The sequence below is a fragment of the Streptomyces incarnatus genome, assembly GCF_001027185.1.
Taxonomy (GTDB): Bacteria; Actinomycetota; Actinomycetes; order Streptomycetales; family Streptomycetaceae; genus Streptomyces; species Streptomyces puniciscabiei.
In genome coordinates, this window is the sequence record NZ_CP011497.1 from 2688444 (window position 1) to 2704833 (window position 16390).

Genomic DNA, 16390 nt, shown 5'->3' on the forward strand with positions numbered 1-16390 from the left:
GGCCGCGCGTCAGCCCCGGCGGCCCTCCCAGACCTCGCTCTTGAGGAAGTGGTTGTCGTACCGGTCCTGCACCTCGAGGATGCTCTCCGGGGTGGCCTCGCCGAGGCGGATGCGCTGCAGGTGGCGGAAGTACTCGAAGCGCTCGATGCCCGGGGTGAAGACGATGAGGATGTCCGCCGTGGACTCCGGGACGGCGGCGAAGGCGTGCGGTTTCTCCGGCGGGACGATGACGAGGTCACCGCGCTCCGCGGTCACGATGTCGTCACCGGAGAGGATCTCGGCACACCCGTCGAGCAGGTAGAACATCTCCGCCCCGCTGTGGTGGAGGTGGGGCCGCGCGCCGTCGGCGCCCTCGGCCAGGGTGACGCGCACGGTGGACAGCGCCCCTCCGGTCGCGCTCTTGTCGGCCAGCAACCGGACACCGACGGGTGCGCCCCCGACCACCTCGGCCTCGGCGCCGCGCACGATCACGGACTCTTCGAACTTCGGTACGAACAACGACATGGTCGCTCTCCCCCTGAGAGTGTCGGTCAGACCGCGAAGAGCAGTCCGGCACTGATCAGTACAACGATCGCGGTGGCGAAGTGGATCCCGAAAGCCACCGCCTTCTTCCCGCCGTCCCGCAGGACTATCAGGGTGTCGACGAACGGTACGAGTGCCGCGCAGACCATGAACCACGCCTCGTCACGCGCACCGACGGCGGCCAGCAGGGCCAGGCCCATCACCCCGGAGGCGCCGCCCCTGAGCCCCTTGATGGACAGATAGGCGCCGGCGTCGCCGCGCGGGTCGGCCGGAACCCCGTAGCCGGCCGCGGCGGACACAGGGTGCTAGCGCTGCTAGATACAAGATCGGCGCTAGCAGTGTTCTGTGTGGGGCTGCAGGCACTGGGGCGCGCCGTAAGGCCGGGGGCCCGCCGTGACGGGCGCGGCACCGCCCCAAGACGCGCGGCGGCCTGCTGAAGGGGTGCGGGGCTGTGTCGACAGGCGGCTCCGCCGCGTGGGCGCGAACAGTGCCCCGAAAGGGGCGCGGGGAACTGCGCGGTCGGCCACGGCGAAACCCGCACCCGCCGACGGCGCCCGGCCCCCCACGTCAAACGCCCACCCTCCAGCCAAGCCGCACGGGCGGGCGGGTGGGAGAGCTACTCGGCGACTACTCGGCGGCAGGCAACGCGGCACGCGGCCGCTGCCACCCACGGGACCCACGGGCCAGCAACCACGCCGTGGTCTCCTCCGGCGGCATCGCCGCGGCGACCAGCCACCCCTGCACGGCGTCACACCGAAGGTCCCGCAACCGCTCCCACGTCTCGTCGTCCTCCACCCCTTCGGCGACGACGAGAAGCCCCAGCGAATGCGCCAGATCCACGGTGCACCGCACGATCTCCGCGTCCTCCGCGTCGACCGCCAGCCGCGCCACGAACGACCGGTCGATCTTCAGCTCGCTCACCGGCAGCCGCCGCAGGTGCACCAGCGACGAGTACCCGGTGCCGAAGTCGTCCAGGGACATCTTCACGCCGTGCCCGGTCAGCCCGGCGAGGGTGTCCGCGGCCCGCTGCGGATCCTCCAGCAGCACGTGCTCGGTGATCTCCAGCTGGAGGGCTCCCGGGGGGACCCCGTGCCGGGCCAGCCGCGCGGCGACCGACCCCGCGAAGCCGGGCGTGTGCACGTCGCGCGGGGAGACGTTGACGGCGACCGGGACCCGCAGCCCCTGCGCGCGCCACTTCGCGACCTGCCCGAGCGCGGTCTCCAGGACGTACTCCGTCAGATGGGGCATCAGCCCGGAGGACTCGGCGATCGCTATGAACTCGTCCGGCGGCACCTTCCCGCGCTCGGGATGCACCCAGCGCACCAGCGCCTCCAGGCCGGCGACCTGTCCGTCGAAGCGGACCTTGGGCTGGTAGTGCAGCTGCACCTCGTGCGCGTCCAGCGCCCGGCGCAGATCGCCGAGGAGACCGAGCCGGTCGGGGGTGTTGGAGTCCCGCTTGGACTCGTACACCTCGACGCCCGTACGGTCCCTCTTCGCCTGGTACATCGCCACATCGGCGCGCCGCAGCAGCCCTTCGGCGTCCAGGGCGTGGTCGGGGAAGACGGCCACCCCGGCGCTGGCCTCCAGCACGAGGGTGAGCCCGTCGAGGTCCAGCGGGGAGCTGAGCGCGGCGACGAGGCCGCGGGCGACGCGGGTGGCCGAGGTCGTGGAGTCGGCGACGGGCAGTAACACGGCGAACTCGTCGCCGCCGAGCCGCGCGGCCTCCGCTCCGCGCGGCAGGGCGAGCCGCAGCCGGTCGGCGATCTGCAGCAGCAGCCGGTCACCGGCGAGATGACCGAGCGTGTCGTTCACCGACCGGAAACGGTCGAGGTCGATCAGCATCAGGGCGGAACGGGCGCCGATGCGTTCGGCGTCGTCGAGGGCCGTCCAGATCCGCTCCAGCAGCCACTGCCGGTTGGGCAGCCCGGTCAGCGGGTCGCGCAACTGCTCCTCGGCACGCGCGCGTGCCATCCACAGGGTGGAGTCCAGGGCGATGAGCGGGATGGCGAACAGCGGGAGCAGGATCGGCCGGGCGTCCGCGACGACGCACAGCAGCGGTGCGATGCCGAGCAGCGCGACGGCCACCAGGCCCTGTCTGACCAGGGCGGTACGGGCCACGGTGGGCACCTTGCCGCCGCGCGGGGCGTACAGGTACCACTGCAGGCCGCGGCTGACCGCGAGGTAGGCGACGGCGGCGAGGACCACCTCGGGCGCGGCGGTGAAGCTCCAGCTGTCGGGCCGCCAGGGCGTCTCGACGCTCGGGAACCGGCCGAAGGCGCCGAGCAGCAGCGCGCCCGTGCAGATGCCGAGGATGTCCACCGCGCCGTGCAGCACGCCCTGCCGCCAGTGGTGGCGCCGGGCGATGCCGACCAGGACGACGACGGTGAGGCTGACCATGCCGGCCGGCACCCAGCCGTAGAGCAGCAGGACGGCGAGGGTGAGCGCGGCGCCGGAGCCGGTTCCGCGCCACCAGCGGGCGCGGCCCAGCATCACGAGGTGGCCGACGATGACCCCGGTGAGCAGGGCCAGCGACCAGCCGACGGTGCCGCTCGGGAAGAGGGCGTGGTGGCCGGTGAAGGCGCGGTAGAAACCGGCGCCGAGCACGAACGCGGCGGCGGCCACGACGGCCGCCGGCAGGGTGGGCCAGGTGAGACGCCGTTCGGGTTCGGCGCCGGTCAGGCCGGGGGCGGGCTCGATGGCCACGGGTATGGGCGGTTGGGCGTCGGTGGCGGCACCCGGTCCGGCCGCGCGGGCCTGGCCGCCCGTGCGCCCCGTACGCCCGTGGCCCCGCCCGGTCCATCGGGTCGCGCACCAGGTGCCCGCGCGCCAGCGCAGGCGCAGCCGTGAGTCCGGGGCGACGCTCTCGGTCGGTTCCATTCCCGTCCCTCTCACAGCCGGCGGTGCCCACGCCACGCGGCCCGATGTCCGACAGCCATCAGCAGCTCCGCGTTGAAGAAACCTGCCCCGCGCGCCGGGAGCGCACGGGGTTGCCCCAACCGCAGCCGGGCACGGCAGGTGCACATCTCAACAGTAGGCCGCGGAAGGCTTCCACGGGCACCGGTCGCCGACGGTTGCCCGAAAGCGCCCGGGCCACCCGTATGCAACTGATATGCGCCGAACGGGTGGCCTTCAACCGCTCCTACTCGGTCGTAAGCGCGACTTCGGCCGCCGCGTCGGGGCCCTGCTCCAAGAGGACGCCGAAACCGTCCTCGTTCAGGACCGGGACCTTCAATTGCATGGCTTTGTCGTACTTCGATCCCGGGTTGTCACCCACGACGACAAACGAGGTCTTCTTCGAAACAGATCCGGTCACCTTCGCGCCCCGGCTCTGCAGCGCCTCCTTCGCGCCGTCGCGGGTGAAGTTCTCCAGCGTGCCGGTGACGACGACCGTGAGCCCCTCCAGCGGGCGCGGGCCCTCGTCCTCGCTGGTCGAGGCGTCCTCCAGCGGGACTCCGGCGGCCTTCCACTTGCGCACGATCTCGCGGTGCCAGTCCTCGGCGAACCATTCCTTGACCGCGGCGGCGATGATCGGGCCGACCCCGTCGGTGGTCGCGAGCTCTTCCTCGGTGGCCTGTTCGATGCGGTCGACGGAACGGAACTCGCGGGCGAGGGCCTGCGCGGCGACCGGTCCGACGTGCCGGATGGACAGCCCGTTCAGGAAGCGGGCGAGGGGGCGGGACTTGGCCGCCTCGATGTTCTCCAGCAGGGCGAGGGTGTTCTTCTTCGGCTCGCCCTTCTGGTTGGCGAAGACCGTGACGACCTTCTCCTCGCCCGTCCTGGGGTCCCGCTTGGGCAGACCGCTGTCGGGGTCGAGGACATAGGCCTTGATGGGCAGCAGCTTCTCCACCGTCAGGTCGAACAGGTCGCCCTCGTCCACCAGCGGCGGGTCGGCCGGCTCCAGCGGGCGGGTGAGTGCGGCGGCGGCCACCTCGCCGAAGTGCTCGATGTCCAGGCACTCACGGCCCGCGAGGTAGGAGACCCGCTCGCGCAACTGGGCCGGGCAGGTACGGGCGTTGGGGCAGCGGAGGTCGATGTCGCCCTCCTTCATGGGCCGGAGCGGGGTGCCGCACTCGGGGCACTCGCCCGGCATCACGAACTCCCGCTCGCTGCCGTCCCTGAGATCGACCACCGGGCCGAGGATCTCCGGGATGACGTCACCGGCCTTGCGCAGGACGACGGTGTCGCCGATGAGCACGCCCTTGGCCTTGACGACCTCCTGGTTGTGCAGGGTGGCGAACTCCACCTCGCTGCCCGCGACCGTGACCGGCTCGACCTGGGCGTACGGCGTGACGCGGCCGGTGCGGCCCACGCCCACCTTGATGTCGATGAGCTTGGTGTTGACCTCCTCCGGCGCGTACTTGTAGGCGATCGCCCAGCGCGGGGCACGCGCGGTGGAGCCGAGGCGGCCCTGGAGGCGGATCTCGTCCAGCTTGACGACGACCCCGTCGATCTCGTGCTCCACGGAGTGGCGGTTCTCGCCGTAGTGGGCGATGAACTTCCGTACGCCGTCGAGGTCGTCGACCACGCGGTTGTGCGGGGAGGTGGGCAGGCCCCAGGTCTTCAGCAGGTCGTAGGCCTGGGAGAGGCGGGTCAGGCCCGTGAAGCCCTCCAGGGCGCCGATGCCGTGGACGACCATGTGCAGCGGGCGGGTGGCGGTGACCCGCGGGTCCTTCTGGCGCAGCGAACCGGCGGCGGCGTTGCGGGGGTTGGCGAACGGCTTGTCCCCGGCGGCGACCAGGCGTTCGTTCAGTTCGAGGAACTTCTCCATCGGGAAGTAGACCTCCCCGCGGATCTCCACCAGGCCGGGCACCTTGTCGCCCTTCAGGCGGTCCGGGATCTCCGCGATCGTCCGCACGTTGGGGGTGATGTCCTCGCCGGTACGGCCGTCGCCGCGGGTCGCCGCGCGTGTGAGCCGGCCGTTCTCGTAGGTCAGGTTGACCGCGAGGCCGTCCACCTTCAGCTCGCACAGGAAGTGGTAGGCCTGGTCGCCGAGTTCGCGCGCGATGCGCTCGGCCCAGGCGGCCAGCTCCTCGTCGTTGAAGGTGTTGTCGAGCGACAGCATCCGCTGGCGGTGCTCGACGGCGGTGAACTCCGTCGCGTACGACCCCGCGACCTTCTGGGTCGGCGAGTCCGGGGTGCGCAGCTCCGGATACTGCTCCTCCAGGGCCTCCAGAGTCTTCAGGAGCTTGTCGAACTCGGCGTCGCTGATGACGGGAGCGTCCTTGACGTAGTACCGGAAGCGGTGCTCCTCGATCTGCTCAGCGAGCTGCGCGTGCCTGTCACGTGCCTCGGCGGGCACTGCCGTCTCCGCCTGCTGCTTGTCGCCGGCCACCGTGTTGTCCTCCCGTTACTCTGGGTTGTCCGCGAGGGATCTCGCCGCCCGGACGCAGTGGGCGAGCGCCTGGCGTGCGTAGGCAGGGGAAGCGCCCGCCAGACCGCACGCCGGGGTGACCGTGACCGCCTCCGCGAGCAGCTGCGGACGCAGCCCCAGCCTGCGCCACAGCGTCCTGACACCCATGACGCTACCGGCAGGGTCTGACAATGGGCCGTCCGTGCCGGGGACGACACCGGCGAACAGCCGCGTGCCGCCCTCGACGGCCTCGCCGATCGCGTCGTCGTCACGTTCGGTGAGCAGCGAGAAGTCGAAGGAGACGCCGGCCGCGCCGGCCCGCCGCAGCAGGGCGAAGGGCACGTCGGGGGCGCAGGAGTGGACGATCACCGGCCCGTCGCCGTGCGCCCCGACGACATCCCGCAGGGTGGCTTCCACGACCTGCCGGTCCACGGCGCGGTGCGTGCGGTAGCCGCTGGCGGTGCGGACCTGTCCGCGCAGGACGGCGGTGAGGGAGGGTTCGTCGAGCTGGAGCACGATCCGGGCGCCGGGGACGCGGCGGCGGACCTCGGCCAGGTGCAGGCGCAGCCCCTCGGCGAGGGAGGCCGCGAGATCACGGCAGGCGCCGGGGTCGGACAGGGCGGCCTCGCCGTTCCTCAGTTCCAGCGCGGCGGCCAGCGTCCACGGCCCGACCGCCTGTACCTTCAGGTCACCCTCGTAGCCCTGGGTGAACTCCTCCAGCGCGTCCAGGTCCTCCCCCAGCCAGGACCGCGCCCGCTTGGTGTCCCGGCCCGGCCGGTCCCCGACGCGCCAGCCGCTGGGCTCCACGCGCGCGTACAGCTCGACGAGCATCCCCGCGGTACGGCCGATCATGTCGGCGCCGGGCCCGCGCGCGGGCAGCTCGGGCAGAAACGGGAAGTCCTCGAAGCTGCCGGCCACTGTCTTGGCGGCTTCCCTGGCGTCGCTGCCGGGCATGGACCCGACGCCGGTGGCTCCCGGGAACGTGAACTGGGTGTTCTCACTCACCCCGGCAGGGTATGCCGAACCCCCGGGGCACTCCGCCCCCTCGGTGTGCGGTGCCGGTCCTCGGCCCGGCCTCCGCCGGCCGGTCGCGGATCTCGGCACCGGTTGCCGCGGTCACCGTCCCGGACGCACCGTCAGGTCGTTGACCTCCGCGTCCGCGGGCAGGTCGAGGGACATGAGGATCGTCGTGGCGACCGACTCGGGGTCGATCCACCGCGAGGCGTCGTACTCCTTGCCCTCCTGCCGGTGGACCTTGGCCTGCATCGGGCTGGCCGTGCGGCCGGGGTAGACGGAGGTGACCCGGACGCCGTTCGCGTGCTCCTCCGCGCGCAGGGAGTCGGCGAGGGCCTTCAGGCCGTGCTTGGAGGCGGCGTACGCGGACCAGCCGGCGTGGGCGTTGAGGCCGGCGCCGGAGTTGACGAAGATCACATGTCCGCGGGCGGCACGCAGCTGCGGCAGGAAGTGCCGGGTCAGCTCGGCGGGGGCGATCAGGTTGACGTTGAGCTGGTGGTGCCAGGCCTTGGGGGTCAGCTCGCCGACCTCGCCCAGGTCGACGACTCCGGCGATGTGCAGCAGACAGTCCACGCGGTCCGGGAGGGTCTGGTGGGAGAACGCCCACGAGAGCCGGTCCGGGTCCGCCAGGTCGCCGACCAGGGTGCGGGCGCCGGGGAACTCGGCCGCCAGCTCCTTGGCGCGGCCCGCGTCGCGCGCGTGCAGCACGAGTTCGTCCCCGCGCGCGTGCAGACGGCGGGCGACGGCCGCGCCGATGCCGGAACCGGCCCCGGTGATCACATGAGTAGCCATGCCCGCCATGCTCGCATCAGTGGACGCCGAGCTGCTCCTCCAGGTAGGCCAGCGCCCCCACCGGCTCCTCCGCGAAGAACACCAGCTCGGCCAGCGGACGGGGCAGGAAACCCTCGTCCTCCATGCGGCGGAACTGCTGCTTGAGGCCGTCGTAGAAGCCCGCGGTGTTCAGCAGGACGACCGGCTTGTCGGTGCGGCCGTGCTTCTTCAGCTCCAGGATCTCGGTGGCCTCGTCCAGCGTGCCGGTGCCGCCCACCATGATCACCACGGCGTCGGCCTTGTCCAGCAGCAGCTTCTTGCGCTCGGCGAGGTCGGCGGCGACGACCATCTCGTCGGAGCCGGGCCGCGCCTTGTTCGCGAGGAACTCCACGGACACGCCCAGCAGCCTGCCGCCCGCCTCCTGCACCCCGTCGGCGACGACCTTCATCAGGCCGACGTCGGAACCGCCCCAGACGAGCGTGTGCCCGCCCTTGCCCAGCAGTTCCGCGAACTCGCGGGCGGGGCGGGTGTAACGCTCGTCGAGGTCGGCGGCGGACAGGAAGACGCAGATGTTCATGGCCCCTACCGTACGGCCTCGCCGCACGGGCGGTGCCGGGCGGGAAGAAGCGCGGGGCCGCCGTTGCTGTCCCTGTATGGCCGAAGGACACACGATCACCATCGAGAAGAGCGAGCGGCACGTGCGCGTGGTGCACGGCGACCAGGTGCTCGCGGAGACCGACCGGGGGCTGGTGCTGCGCGAGACGGGCTGTCCGGAGCGGTACTACATCCCCGCCGAGGACGTGCGCCTCGATCTGCTGACCCCCTCCGAGACGCACACCGTGTGCCCCTTCAAGGGCACGGCGTCCTACTGGTCGCTGCCGGACGCGCCGGACCTGGTGTGGGCGTACCCGGATCCCAAGCCGGGGGTGGCGGAGATCAAGGATCACTTCTGCTTCTACGACGTCGACGTGTCGTGAGCGATGAGTCCGTGCCGGTACGGCAGTCTGCACCGACATGGACAAGAAGACGACTTCGCGGGACGGCACCACCCTCGCGTACCAAGTGACCGGTCAGGGGCCGACGGTGATCCTGGTGAGCGGCGCGATGTCCACCGGCGGCACCGTGGCGCCCCTGGCCCAGCGGCTCGCGGACCGCTGCACGGCCGTCGTCTACGACCGTCGGGGCCGCGGCGAGAGCGGTGACACGAAGCCGTACGCGGTCGAGCGCGAGGTCGAGGACCTGGCCGCGCTGATCGACGCCGTGGGAGGCGAGGCGGCGCTGTTCGGGGTCTCCTCGGGCGGCGCGCTGGTGCTGCGGGCGGTGGCGAGCGGGCTGCCGGCCGCCCGGGCCGCCGTGTACGAGGTGCCGTACGCGGACTACCTGCCGGGCGGTGCCGAGCGGGAGGCCGTGTACAAGGAGCAGCTGAACAAGGCGCTCTCGGAAGGCCGGCGCGGGGACGCGGTGGAGCTGTTCCTGCGGCTGACGGGCCTGGCCGAGGAGATGATCCAGGGCGCCCGCCAGTCGCCGATGTGGGCCGGCATGGAGGCCGTCGCGCCGAGCCTCGCCTACGACGACACCGTCATGGGCGACGGCCTGCTCCCCGGGGACCGGCTCGCGGAGATCTCCGTGCCGGTGCTGGCGGTCGCGGGCGGGGCGAGCCCGGAGTGGATGCACAGGGCGAGCCAGGCCGTGGCGGAGGCGGTGCCCCAGGGCACCTACCGGGTGCTTCCGGGGCAGACCCACATGGTGGAGCCGGAGGTGCTGGGGCCGGTGCTCGCGGAGTTCGTGGCCGGGTAGGCCCTGTCGTCTGGATCCTCCCGGTGTCGCGGGGTCTGGCGCGCCTACACCGCCGCGGTCGTCGCGCGCGTGGTCGACGCGATCGTGGCCGAGCCGACCACGCGCGTGCCGTCGTACAGGACGATCGCCTGGCCGGGGGCGACGCCGCGGACCGGTTCGGCGAAGCGCACGCGCAGCTCGCCGTCGACCGGTTCCGCGGTGACCTCCGTCTCGCCGCCGTGGGCACGCAGCTGGGCGGTGTAGGTGCCGGGGCCGGTGGGGGCGGTGCCGCACCAGCGGGGCTTGATCGCCGTCAGACCGATCACGTCCAGAGAGGCGGCCGGGCCGACCGTCACCGTGTTCGTCACCGGGGAGATGTCGAGGACGTAGCGGGGCTTGCCGTCGGGGGCCGGGGTGCCGATCCTGAGGCCCTTGCGCTGGCCGATGGTGAAGCCGTACGCGCCCTCGTGCGTGCCCAGCCTGGTGCCGGACTCGTCGACGATGTCGCCCTCGGCCTTGCCGAGCCGCTTCGCCAGGAAGCCCTGGGTGTCGCCGTCGGCGATGAAGCAGATGTCGTGCGAGTCGGGCTTCTTGGCGACGGCGAGCCCGCGGCGCTCGGCCTCGGCGCGGATCTCCTCCTTGGTGGTGACCGTGTCGCCGAGCGGGAACATCGCGTGGGCGAGCTGCTTCTCGTCCAGCACACCGAGGACGTACGACTGGTCCTTCGCCATGTCGGAGGCGCGGTGCAGTTCCCGGGAGCCGTCCTCGCGCAGCACGACCTTCGCGTAGTGCCCCGTGCACACCGCGTCGAAGCCCAGCGCGAGCGCCTTGTCGAGCAGCGCGGCGAACTTGATCTTCTCGTTGCAGCGCAGGCACGGGTTGGGGGTGCGGCCGGCCTCGTACTCGGCGACGAAGTCCTCGACCACGTCCTCGCGGAAGCGGTCGGCGAGGTCCCAGACGTAGAAGGGGATGCCGATGACGTCGGCCGCGCGGCGGGCGTCACGGGAGTCCTCGATGGTGCAACAGCCCCGCGCGCCGGTCCGGAAGGACTGCGGGTTCGCGGAGAGCGCGAGGTGGACGCCGGTGACGTCGTGGCCGGCTTCCACGGCACGCGCGGCGGCTACGGCGGAGTCGACTCCACCGGACATGGCGGCGAGGACGCGGAGGGGGCGCTGCGGGGTCTCAGTCATAGCCCTTCCAGGGTACGGGCCCGCGGGAACCGGGACGGCCGGATATCCGTTGACGATCACAAGGCCGGAAATCGACGAGCAGGGCGAGCGCGACGAGCAGGGCGAGCGCGACGGACGGGGCGAGCCCGGCGGACCGGGCGGACACGACGCGGCCCGGGGCGCGGACGGGGCGGACACGGCGCGAACGGGGGGCGGGCATGAGTGACACGGACCGGCGGCTCATGGGCGACGCGGACCGGCGGCTGGGGCGGCGGGCCCTGCTCGTCGGTGGCGCGGCGGCCGCCGTGGGCACGGCCGCGCTGGCCCGTGCGGAGCTGACGCACCTGTGGTGGCGGCTGCCGGGGGTGGAGAAGCCCCGGGTGGCGGGGGCCGTGGACTTCCGGGGCGCGCGCTGGGTGCCGGCCTCCCCGGCCAACTACCGGCGGGCCGACCGGCCGGACGACTACGCGGTCGACCGGGTCGTCGTCCATGTCACGCAGGGCGGCTACGCGAGCGCGGTGAAGGCCTTCCAGGACCCGGCGCACGGCGCGGCGGCGCACTACATCGTGCGGAGGGACGGCCGGATCACCCAGCTGATACGGGAGCTGGACGTGGCGTTTCACGCGGGCAACCGGGAGTACAACGAGCGCAGTGTCGGCATCGAGCACGAGGGCTTCGTGCAGGACGCCTCCTCGTTCACGGACGCCATGTACGCGTCCTCGGCGCGGCTGACGGCGGCGATATGCGGGCGGTACGGCATACCCGTGGACCGTGAGCACATCATCGGGCATGTTCAGGTGCCGGGGACGGACCACACCGATCCCGGGCCGCACTGGGACTGGGAGCGATACCTGCAAAAAATCAAGAACTAGGGCCTTTTTTGTCCCGTAGGGGCGGTTCTATCCTGTTTGCAAGACCTACGAGACGAGTGAGGGAGCCCAAGCGGAGTAGCCGACGTCAGCGAGAGATTCCTGTTTCTTGAAGGAGGAACACCGTTTCCGCTGGTGCCGACATCGACGCTCGGGCTGAGAGGCCGAAAGGTCGCAAGGACTGGACCTGACGGCGACCCCTGGAACCTGATCCGGACAATGCCGGCGAAGGGAACCCGCCTCGTAGGTCGCTTTAGTGTGCTCAGCGGCCGCCTTCATGTCCCTCGGCGGTCGCTTTCGTGTGCTCAGCTGAGTCCGGCCGCGCGGGCGCGCTCCACCGCCGGGCCGATCGCCTTGGCGACCGCTTCGACGTCCGCCTGCGTGGAGGTGTGGCCGAGGGAGAAGCGCAGGGTCCCGCGGGCCAGGTCCGGGTCGGTGCCGGTGGCGAGCAGGACGTGGCTGGGCTGGGCGACCCCCGCGGTGCACGCGGAGCCGGTCGAGCACTCGATGCCCTGGGCGTCCAGCAGAAGGAGCAGGGAGTCGCCCTCGCAGCCGGGGAAGGTGAAGTGCGCGTTGGCCGGCAGCCGGCCCTCGGGCGCCGGGTCGCCGCCGAGGATCGCGTCCGGGACGGCGCTGCGGACCGCCGCGACCAGCTGGTCGCGCAGGGCACCGATCTCCCGGGCGAACCACTCCCGCCGCTCGGTGGCGAGCCGGCCGGCGACGGCGAAGGAGGCGACGGCGGGGACGTCGAGGGTGCCGGAGCGGACGTGCCGCTCCTGGCCGCCGCCGTGCAGGACGGGCACGGGGGTCTGGTCACGGCCCAGCAGCAGCGCGCCGATGCCGTACGGGCCGCCGATCTTGTGACCGGAGACGGTCATCGCGGCGAGGCCGGAGGCGGCGAAGTCGACGGGGACCTGACCGACGGCCTGGACCGCGTCGGCGTGCATCGGGATGCCGAACTCGGCGGCCACCTCGGCCAGTTCACGCACCGGCAGGATCGTGCCGATCTCGTTGTTGGCCCACATCACGGTGACCAGGGCGACGTCGTGGGGGTCGCGGGCGATGGCCTCGCGCAGGGCGTCGGGGTGGACACGGCCGTGGGTGTCGACGGGGAGGTACTCGACCGTCGCGCCCTCGCGCTCGCCGAGCCAGTGGACGGCGTCGAGGACGGCGTGGTGCTCGACCGGGCTGGCCAGGACGCGGGTACGGGCCGGGTCGGCGGCACGGCGGGCCCAGTACAGGCCCTTCACCGCGAGGTTGTCGGCCTCGGTGCCGCCCGAGGTGAAGACGACCTCGCTGGGGCGGGCGCCCAGCGCTTCGGCGAGGGTTTCGCGGGATTCCTCGACCGTGCGGCGCGCCTGCCGGCCGGATGCGTGAAGGGAGGAGGCGTTGCCCGTGATGCTCAACTGGGCGGTCAGGGCCTCTGCCGCCTCCGGGAGCATCGGGGTGGTCGCGGCGTGGTCGAGGTAAGCCATGGTGTGCTGATTCTACGGCGCCGGGGCCTCGCGGTTGGCTCGGGCCGTACGAGTTGGCTTCGCCGGCCGTGCGTCTCGCCGGGGTCGCACCTGGACGTGCGTGGCGAGGCGGGCCTCCCACGGCGGTGGCCGCGGTGCCGGCGGTCGGCTACCCCCACGGCGACGGTGGCGGGTCCGTTTTCCCGCGACGACGGCGGGGCGGGCATCCCGGGCGACGGTGGCGGTCGGGTACCCCACGGTGGTGGCGAGGCGGGCCGCGACGGCGGCGGACGCGACGCTCACAGGTCGCGTGTCCCGGCGGCGGTCGCGGGTCGGGTACCCCCACGGTGGTGTGGGTGGGGTGGGTACCCCCGCGGTGCGGGCGGCGGAGGCCGGGCGGGTTCCCGGGGCGGGTGTCGCCGGTGGTGGAGCGGCGGGGAGCAGGCGGTTCCTGGACGGGCGCCCCGTCGTCCTCGGGGCCGGCTTCGTCAGGCGGTGCCGCCCCGGCTCACAGGCTCCACGACAGCGTGTGGGAGACCTCCATCGCGATGGCCAGGACGGCCAGGTCGGCCACGCCCAGGGTCAGGCCCAGCAGGGCCCGGCCGCGGCGGGCGGTGCCGCGCCAGAGGGAGACGGCGGCCAGGACGATGGCGATCGGGCCGAGGAAGACGTTGAGGACGAGCAGGCCGAGAAGGCCCAGGATGAAGGACGCCACGGCCATGCCGTCGGCGTCGCGCGGGGCCGGGCGGGTGTCGTTTCCGCTCGTGACCGGTGCGGTGAGTTGCATGGTGCTCAGCTCCTGGAAGTCGTGGCGGACGGTCAGTTGGCCGACGTACGGCGCCGGCGGCCGAGGCGCTCGCGAATCGCGAAGACGGCGAGCCAGACGGCGATGCCGGCGGCTACGGCGGCGGTGACGGTCAGCGGCGCGTGGGCGACGGTGCCCAGCACGACACCGAGCAGCATGAGTGCGGCGACGAGGAACAGCATGGGATCGGATCCCCCCTCCTAGATGCCTCGTGTAGGGCCGGTGTGAAATTTCGGTGAACAGTTGTAGTAACAGTTGTTCACTGACTTCTATGCTAGCGCGCTTCTCGGCTTCCCAATTCCAGAGAACAGTTGTTAACTGGATGACATGAGTCACACCCTCGGCATCCGGCAGGCGCAGAAGCAGAAGACCCGGCAGGCGTTCCTCGACGCGGCGCTCGCGCTGCTGGAGGAGCAGAGCCTGAGCAGCCTGGGCCTGCGCGAGGTCACCCGGGCCGTCGGCGTCGCCCCGACCGCGTTCTACCGGCACTTCCGCTCGACCGCCGACCTCGGTGTGGCGCTGGTCGACGAGGCGCTGGGCAGCCTGCACCCGATGGTGCGGACGACGGTGTCCACGGCGGGCGACAGCGAGGAGCGCATCACGCGCGCCATCGAGTTGATCGCCCGTCACGTGGACGAGTACCCCGCACACGTCCGGTTCATCGCCCGGGAACGGCACGGCGGGGTGCAGCCGGTGCGGGAGGCCATCCGGGCCCAACTGGTCCGGTTCGCCGAGGAGGTGAAGGCCGAGCTGGCCAAGGACCCCCAGGCCGCGGGCTGGAGCGAGGACGACCTGCTGATGCTGGCGCATCTCTACGTCGACCAGATGCTGATCACCGCCTCGCTGTTCCTGGAGGCCCTGGAGGCGCCGGCGGAGGAGCGGGAGCGCGTCACCCAGCTCGCCACCCGGCAGCTGCGGCTCATCTCCATCGGCCGCGGCCACTGGCTGGACTGAGCCGCCCCGGGCACGAGCGGGGCCGGCACGGCACCTGCGGGGGCGGCACACCCGTGCGCGCTGCCCCCGCCGTCGTACGACCGCCGTACGGCCGCGCCGCGCGACCGCTGTACGGCCGTCGTACGGCGCCGGGCCCCGGCCTCGGCCTCAACCCTGCTGGGCCTGCCCGCCGGACTGCCCCGCCGCCTGGCCCCCGGCCTGGCCCCCGCCCGGACCGCCGCAGCCGCCGCCCGGGCCGCCGCCGGGGCCACCCTGACCGCCCTGGCCACCCTGGCTGCCGGGCGCGCCGCTCGGCATGCCCGAGGGCGCACCGCTGGGCGTGCCGGTCGGCCTCGCGGTGGACGCTCCCGACGGCGCGCCCGAGGGTGCCCCGGTCGGCCTCCCACTCGGCCGGCGGCCGGTGCCGCCCGTGGGCATGCCGGACGGTGCCTGACACGCCTGCTGCTGACCGGAGTTGCCATGGGAGGAGGACGAGTCGCCCGAGCCGCACGCGGTCAGCAGCAGCGGGGACAGCGCCAGCAGGGCGACGGCGGGGACGAGACGGGCACGCTTCATGAGAGTCAGCTCCGGTGAGGATGAGAAAGTCCTGAGGGGCCGCACTCAACCAACGCTTTCTGGGCGGTACTTGGGCCCGTGCTGTCCGCCGGCTGTCAATCCGGGGTCAGGGGCCCTGCTGGTACAGGGCCGTGACGGAACGGGCCCCCGCCAGCAGTTCCGCGCGGGCCTCGGGCGGGTCCAGCAGCTCCACCTGGTCGGAGAACCCGAGGAGCTGGCGGACCGCGCGCAGCACCGGGTAGGTGAGCCGGGCGGTGACCCACTCGCTCTCGCCGTCGTCGTCCGGCACCGCCGTCAGCTGGGCGGCGGCCACCCGCTGGAACATGTCGAACCGCTCGCGCCGTACCCGCACGGTGACCTCGATCCCGCCCTGCTGCTCCTCCACCTGGCGGCGCAGCACCTCCCAGGCATCGGCGAGTTCGACGCCCGGCCGGCGCCGCACCGGCTCGTCCAGCGGCCGGGCCGAGCGGATCCGGTCGGCCCGGAACAGCCGGGGCGCTCCGCGCCGGTCGGCGACCAGGTACCAGACACCGGCCTTGGCGACCAGGCCGTACGGGTCCACGGTGTACGTCCGTGGCTCCCGCTCCCCGCTGTGCCGGTAGCGCAGCCGCAGGCGCCGGTCGGCGAAGACCGCGTCCTGCAGCACCTCCAGGTCGACGGCCTGCTGGGGGCCGCTCTTCCAGCGGGTGGCGTCCACCAGGATGCGGCGGCTGGTCACCTCGGCGGCGGGCCGGTGCGGCGCCGGCAGCGCGGCCATCACCTTGCGCAGGGCCGAGCCGAGGGCCGCGTCGAGGCCGAGCGCGGCGTGCGCGCCCTGGGCGGCCAGGATGAACAGGGCGCGGGACTCGTCGGCGGTCAGTCCGGTGACGTCGGTGCGGAAGCCGGCAAGGAGTTCGATGCCGCCGTGCCGGCCGCGCTCGGCGTACACCGGGACGCCGGAGGCCGACAGCGCCTCGATGTCCCGGTAGATGGTGCGGACCGACACCTCCAGCCGGTCGGCGAGTTCGCGCGCGGGGACGCGGCCCCGGGTCTGCAGGAGCAGCAGGATCGACAGCAGCCGGTCGGACTTCACGCGCCCAGAATCCCGCCCTCGGCGAGCTTCCCGCAAATGTTGACGGCGGATGTCAGGTTATCGGGCGATCCTCGTTCTA

General features: G+C 72.7%; 16 protein-coding genes and 1 pseudogene. 4 read left to right on the forward strand and 13 right to left on the reverse strand.

All coding sequences use genetic code 11. The features are described from left to right. Nucleotides 1-9: 9 nt before the first annotated feature. The 7 genes and pseudogenes from ABB07_RS11780 to ABB07_RS11810 form a co-directional block, all read right to left on the reverse strand. A complete protein-coding gene (locus tag ABB07_RS11780; RefSeq protein ID WP_208898673.1) occupies nucleotides 10-504 on the reverse strand; it encodes a cupin domain-containing protein in 495 nt (164 codons plus the stop codon). Between the two features lie 26 nt (nucleotides 505-530). Beyond that, nucleotides 531-824 (reverse strand): annotated as a pseudogene (locus ABB07_RS11785) (DUF4267 domain-containing protein); the annotation flags it as partial. Between the two features lie 325 nt (nucleotides 825-1149). Continuing rightward, complete coding sequence (locus tag ABB07_RS11790) at nucleotides 1150-3399, reverse strand: putative bifunctional diguanylate cyclase/phosphodiesterase (RefSeq protein ID WP_208898675.1); 2250 nt, start codon at nucleotides 3397-3399, stop codon at nucleotides 1150-1152. 262 nt (nucleotides 3400-3661) lie between these two features. Continuing rightward, a complete protein-coding gene (gene ligA, locus ABB07_RS11795; RefSeq protein WP_208898676.1) occupies nucleotides 3662-5854 on the reverse strand; it encodes an NAD-dependent DNA ligase LigA in 2193 nt (730 codons plus the stop codon). A 15-nt stretch (nucleotides 5855-5869) separates the two neighbouring features. Next, a complete protein-coding gene (locus tag ABB07_RS11800) occupies nucleotides 5870-6877 on the reverse strand; it encodes a methionine synthase (protein WP_208898677.1) in 1008 nt (335 codons plus the stop codon). 111 nt (nucleotides 6878-6988) lie between these two features. Further along, complete coding sequence (locus ABB07_RS11805; RefSeq protein ID WP_208898678.1) at nucleotides 6989-7687, reverse strand: SDR family oxidoreductase; 699 nt, start codon at nucleotides 7685-7687, stop codon at nucleotides 6989-6991. Between the two features lie 7 nt (nucleotides 7688-7694). Then, on the reverse strand, nucleotides 7695-8234 hold the full coding sequence (locus ABB07_RS11810; RefSeq protein WP_208898679.1) for an LOG family protein: 540 nt from the start codon (nucleotides 8232-8234) through the stop codon (nucleotides 7695-7697). Between the two features lie 76 nt (nucleotides 8235-8310). Between ABB07_RS11810 and ABB07_RS11815 the strand changes: the two genes are divergently transcribed. After that, on the forward strand, nucleotides 8311-8634 hold the full coding sequence (locus ABB07_RS11815; protein WP_055708124.1) for a DUF427 domain-containing protein: 324 nt from the start codon (nucleotides 8311-8313) through the stop codon (nucleotides 8632-8634). Between the two features lie 37 nt (nucleotides 8635-8671). After that, the gene (locus tag ABB07_RS11820) at nucleotides 8672-9454 is read left to right on the forward strand and encodes an alpha/beta fold hydrolase (RefSeq protein WP_208898680.1); all 783 of its coding nucleotides are present in this window, start codon (nucleotides 8672-8674) and stop codon (nucleotides 9452-9454) included. A gap of 44 nt (nucleotides 9455-9498) precedes the next feature. On the opposite strand, the gene mnmA is transcribed toward ABB07_RS11820, so the two are convergent. After that, nucleotides 9499-10623: a tRNA 2-thiouridine(34) synthase MnmA gene (gene mnmA / locus ABB07_RS11825; protein ID WP_208898681.1), complete on the reverse strand. Its 1125-nt coding sequence runs from the start codon at nucleotides 10621-10623 to the stop codon at nucleotides 9499-9501. 197 nt (nucleotides 10624-10820) lie between these two features. Between mnmA and ABB07_RS11830 the strand changes: the two genes are divergently transcribed. Then, nucleotides 10821-11474: an N-acetylmuramoyl-L-alanine amidase gene (locus ABB07_RS11830; protein WP_425264709.1), complete on the forward strand. Its 654-nt coding sequence runs from the start codon at nucleotides 10821-10823 to the stop codon at nucleotides 11472-11474. 302 nt (nucleotides 11475-11776) lie between these two features. Here ABB07_RS11830 and ABB07_RS11835 read toward each other — a convergent pair whose 3' ends face one another. From ABB07_RS11835 to ABB07_RS11845, 3 genes are all read right to left on the reverse strand, one after another. Further along, the gene (locus ABB07_RS11835; RefSeq protein WP_208898682.1) at nucleotides 11777-12946 is read right to left on the reverse strand and encodes a cysteine desulfurase family protein; all 1170 of its coding nucleotides are present in this window, start codon (nucleotides 12944-12946) and stop codon (nucleotides 11777-11779) included. A gap of 487 nt (nucleotides 12947-13433) precedes the next feature. Continuing rightward, on the reverse strand, nucleotides 13434-13712 hold the full coding sequence (locus tag ABB07_RS11840) for a DUF4190 domain-containing protein (protein WP_208898683.1): 279 nt from the start codon (nucleotides 13710-13712) through the stop codon (nucleotides 13434-13436). Nucleotides 13713-13744: 32 nt separating this feature from the next. After that, nucleotides 13745-13912: a hypothetical protein gene (locus tag ABB07_RS11845; protein ID WP_208898684.1), complete on the reverse strand. Its 168-nt coding sequence runs from the start codon at nucleotides 13910-13912 to the stop codon at nucleotides 13745-13747. Nucleotides 13913-14057: 145 nt separating this feature from the next. On the opposite strand from ABB07_RS11845, the gene ABB07_RS11850 reads away from it, so the two are divergent. Next, nucleotides 14058-14684 (forward strand): TetR family transcriptional regulator, encoded by a 627-nt coding sequence (locus ABB07_RS11850; RefSeq protein WP_208898685.1) that lies wholly within the window; start codon nucleotides 14058-14060, stop codon nucleotides 14682-14684. 147 nt (nucleotides 14685-14831) lie between these two features. On the opposite strand, the gene ABB07_RS11855 is transcribed toward ABB07_RS11850, so the two are convergent. Together ABB07_RS11855 and ABB07_RS11860 are read right to left on the reverse strand one after the other, a co-directional pair. Beyond that, a complete protein-coding gene (locus ABB07_RS11855; protein WP_208898686.1) occupies nucleotides 14832-15239 on the reverse strand; it encodes a hypothetical protein in 408 nt (135 codons plus the stop codon). Nucleotides 15240-15345: 106 nt separating this feature from the next. Continuing rightward, on the reverse strand, nucleotides 15346-16311 hold the full coding sequence (locus ABB07_RS11860) for a helix-turn-helix transcriptional regulator (RefSeq protein ID WP_208898687.1): 966 nt from the start codon (nucleotides 16309-16311) through the stop codon (nucleotides 15346-15348). Nucleotides 16312-16390: the final 79 nt, after the last annotated feature.

Excerpts from the sequence above, each read along its gene's own strand:
- ABB07_RS11840 (WP_208898683.1), bottom strand. The coding sequence starts at position 13,712 with ATGCAACTCACCGCACCGGTCACGAGCGGAAACGACACCCGCCCGGCC.
- ABB07_RS11810 (WP_208898679.1), bottom strand. The coding sequence starts at position 8,234 with ATGAACATCTGCGTCTTCCTGTCCGCCGCCGACCTCGACGAGCGTTAC.
- ABB07_RS11830 (WP_425264709.1), top strand. The coding sequence starts at position 10,821 with ATGAGTGACACGGACCGGCGGCTCATGGGCGACGCGGACCGGCGGCTG.
- ABB07_RS11815 (WP_055708124.1), top strand. The coding sequence starts at position 8,311 with ATGGCCGAAGGACACACGATCACCATCGAGAAGAGCGAGCGGCACGTG.
- ABB07_RS11820 (WP_208898680.1), top strand. The coding sequence starts at position 8,672 with ATGGACAAGAAGACGACTTCGCGGGACGGCACCACCCTCGCGTACCAA.
- ABB07_RS11845 (WP_208898684.1), bottom strand. The coding sequence starts at position 13,912 with ATGCTGTTCCTCGTCGCCGCACTCATGCTGCTCGGTGTCGTGCTGGGC.
- ABB07_RS11790 (WP_208898675.1), bottom strand. The coding sequence starts at position 3,399 with ATGGAACCGACCGAGAGCGTCGCCCCGGACTCACGGCTGCGCCTGCGC.
- ABB07_RS11855 (WP_208898686.1), bottom strand. The coding sequence starts at position 15,239 with ATGAAGCGTGCCCGTCTCGTCCCCGCCGTCGCCCTGCTGGCGCTGTCC.
- ABB07_RS11850 (WP_208898685.1), top strand. The coding sequence starts at position 14,058 with ATGAGTCACACCCTCGGCATCCGGCAGGCGCAGAAGCAGAAGACCCGG.
- ABB07_RS11780 (WP_208898673.1), bottom strand. The coding sequence starts at position 504 with ATGTCGTTGTTCGTACCGAAGTTCGAAGAGTCCGTGATCGTGCGCGGC.
- ABB07_RS11805 (WP_208898678.1), bottom strand. The coding sequence starts at position 7,687 with ATGGCGGGCATGGCTACTCATGTGATCACCGGGGCCGGTTCCGGCATC.
- mnmA (WP_208898681.1), bottom strand. The coding sequence starts at position 10,623 with ATGACTGAGACCCCGCAGCGCCCCCTCCGCGTCCTCGCCGCCATGTCC.
- ABB07_RS11835 (WP_208898682.1), bottom strand. The coding sequence starts at position 12,946 with ATGGCTTACCTCGACCACGCCGCGACCACCCCGATGCTCCCGGAGGCG.